We start from the raw sequence: 2,832 nt of genomic DNA on the forward strand, positions 1-2,832 counted from the left end.
ATAGGAGTGTCCTGTTACGGAAGTATACGTAAAGCTAAAGAAGCACAGGAAGAAGGTGCTGACTATGTTGCTTTTGGTTCCTTCTTCCCTTCTCCTACCAAACCACATTCAGGTGTTATATCTATTAATGTGCTACATAAGGCCAAAGAGGCAGTAGAGATACCTGTGTGTGCCATAGGTGGTATTAGCCAGACCAATATAGGGCAGATTACAGCTACACAGACTGATATGATCTCAGTGGTGAGTGCAGCATTTGAAGGGGATATTCAACAGAATGTCTCTAATTTAATTAAAGGAATGAAAATATGAAATTAAAACTTGCTATTGAATGGTTCTTGAACCCTGATCACCTTCCCTTTATTGTAGGTATGTCCGAAGGAATATTTGAAAAATATGATATTGAGCTTGAACTCATAGTACCTGATGAACACTATGATGGACTGGATGAACTTCTCACTGGAAATATAGAGTTTGCGACCAATGAACCCTTGCACCTTATTGAGCAGTTTGATAAAAGGTTCCTTTCTTTAGGGAGTTATTTTGAAACTAAGGGTGGTGTGCTGTTTAAAAAAGACTCCTATCAAAAAGTCCAAAATGGAGGAAATATTACGGTGACCACACCTGTTTCAAATGCTATAACAAATACGATTGGGTTTGAGATCATCCGACGTTACTTTGCTAAAGATGGCATCATTGTCACAGAAGATCAGGTTAACTTTGAGCCTAATGGATTTGAACATATCAAATACATGAAAGAGGGAGCAGATGCAGGGTGGCTCTACTTTTATAACTTTGAAGGAGTAGAAGCGCAACATGAAGGATTGGATGTTCTCTATCTTGATGCTGAAAATACTGGATTTGCAAACTTTAGTGCCTTAGATATTTTTGTCAACAAAAAGTTTTATACAACAAATACTGATATCTGTCATAATTTTGATAAAGCTGTAAAAGAGTCTATTGTATTTATGGATGATAATCCTGATAAGGCTATGGAATATTATTATGCCTATACGAAAGAAGAAAAATCGGCATTAATGGATGATATACTCAAAGCTACTCTTGAGTGTTTTGATGCTACATTTACATCAGACTATGAAAAATCTTTGCCGATTTTACAATTTTTTAGAGAGATAGGTATTACTTCTTTGGATGATACTACTTTCAAAACAGCATTTTTGAACTAAAGGAATATTATGCAAATCGCCGTCTCTTCTTGTCTACTTGGTGAACGTATCCGTTTTGACGGTGGGCACAAACATAACCGTTTCATTACCGATGATCTTGGAGAATTTGCCGAGTTTGTACCTTTCTGCCCAGAACATTTGGCATTTGGTACTCCTAGACCAACCATTAGACTTGTTCATGAGAAAGATGGGATAGAAGTTCATCCAAGTAAAACAGATGATAATCTCACTGAAGAACTTTTAGCTACAAGTAATGCTGAACTCACACGTCTTAAAGCTGCACCTATTCGTGGAATCATCTTCAAATCAAAATCTCCCAGTTGTGGACTGGGTAGTGCATTGGTCTATAGAACCAACGGCTATGCAGAGGGGAAGGACGATGGTATATTTGCCAAACTTTGCAGAGAGCATTTTCATCTTTTACCTATGGAAGAGGAGGGCAGATTAAATGACCCTTGGCTGCGTGAAAATTTTGTGATGCAGCTTTTTGCCTATGATGATTTTGAAAACTTTAAGGCTTCACAACCAAGCATGAAAAATTTGGTTGATTTTCATCAGGCATATAAATTTATGCTTCAGGCAAAAGATGAAGTGATGTATAGGAAGTTAGGACAGATTGTAGGTAACCATGACAAACTCTCATTTGCTAATATATTGAAAAAATATGAATACATTTTTAAGACAATTATCGCTGAAAAAAGTTCCATTGGCAAAAATAGAAATGTCCTTGAGCACATGGCAGGCTTTGCTAAGGATAAAATCTCCAAGATAGAAAAAGAGATGCTCCATGAGCAGATACGAGACTATGCAAACAAAATAGTCCCACTGATAGCACCGCTAAGTAGACTTCATATGTTTGCCAAATCGCATAATATAGAGTATTTATTGAATCAAAAATTCTTGCATCCTTACCCAAAAGAGCTTGCATTGCGATCCGACATAAAAGGTGGAAAATGAAACGTATTACCATATTATTGCTAGGTTGTGCATTCTCTCTTATGGCAGAAGAGCAAAGACCTTCGTTGCTTGAGCAAATTGCACAACCCAAAGTGACTTTTCAAAGTGACTTTCTTTCTGATGCAAAATTTGAAGGTTATGAAGGTAGCATCAGAACATCTAAGCAAAAGATACAAATAAACAATGGCTTTGGCGGTATTAGTTACAGCCGCTGGGATTTTGACTGGGATCAGGAAAATGACCTGCCTTTTTATAGAGGAAAAACACCCATTAAGTCTATGCAGAGTTTTAAGATCAACGCTAACCTGCCAGTACCGATCAACGATAAATGGTTCATGCTCAACTCAATCAACGTAAATGCAACATTTGAAAAAGAGATGAATGATGCTTTCGGTGCCGGTATCTTTAGTTTCTTCTCTTATAAACTAGATGATGAACATACCTTTCAATTGGGTGCTTTTGCTAATTATCATCCTGTAAAGTCACTTGTGTTACCAGTCTTGGGTTACACATATCGGCTACGTGAAGATGATGGACTCACGATGGTACTTGGATTTCCAAGAACCTATATTGGCTACTATCTCAGCCCTGATCTCCTACTCAATGCCGGTATGATCTATTCGCAAGCTGTTATACGCCTTGCAGATGACAGCGGAATAGAACCAGAAGGATATAGTGAGGCAAAAGATTA

The 2,832-nt window shown here is 37.6% G+C and carries 4 protein-coding genes; all 4 read left to right on the forward strand.

Annotated features, from left to right (window positions below):
• The coding region (locus ABYK33_RS15145) for a thiamine phosphate synthase (RefSeq protein WP_373034150.1) at positions 1 to 309 on the forward strand (309 nt) is incomplete at its 5' end.
• Positions 306 to 1,184, forward strand: coding sequence for an ABC transporter substrate-binding protein (locus ABYK33_RS15150; RefSeq protein WP_373034151.1), 879 nt, complete (start codon positions 306 to 308; stop codon positions 1,182 to 1,184). The genes ABYK33_RS15145 and ABYK33_RS15150, both read left to right, overlap by 4 nt.
• 9 nt (positions 1,185 to 1,193) lie before the next feature.
• Positions 1,194 to 2,141: a YbgA family protein gene (locus ABYK33_RS15155; protein ID WP_373034152.1), complete on the forward strand. Its 948-nt coding sequence runs from the start codon at positions 1,194 to 1,196 to the stop codon at positions 2,139 to 2,141.
• Positions 2,138 to 2,832 (forward strand): hypothetical protein (locus ABYK33_RS15160; protein WP_373034153.1); only part of this gene is annotated, 695 nt, incomplete at its 3' end. The genes ABYK33_RS15155 and ABYK33_RS15160, both read left to right, overlap by 4 nt.

This window comes from Sulfurovum sp., assembly GCF_041562805.1.
Lineage (GTDB): Bacteria > Campylobacterota > Campylobacteria > Campylobacterales > Sulfurovaceae > Sulfurovum.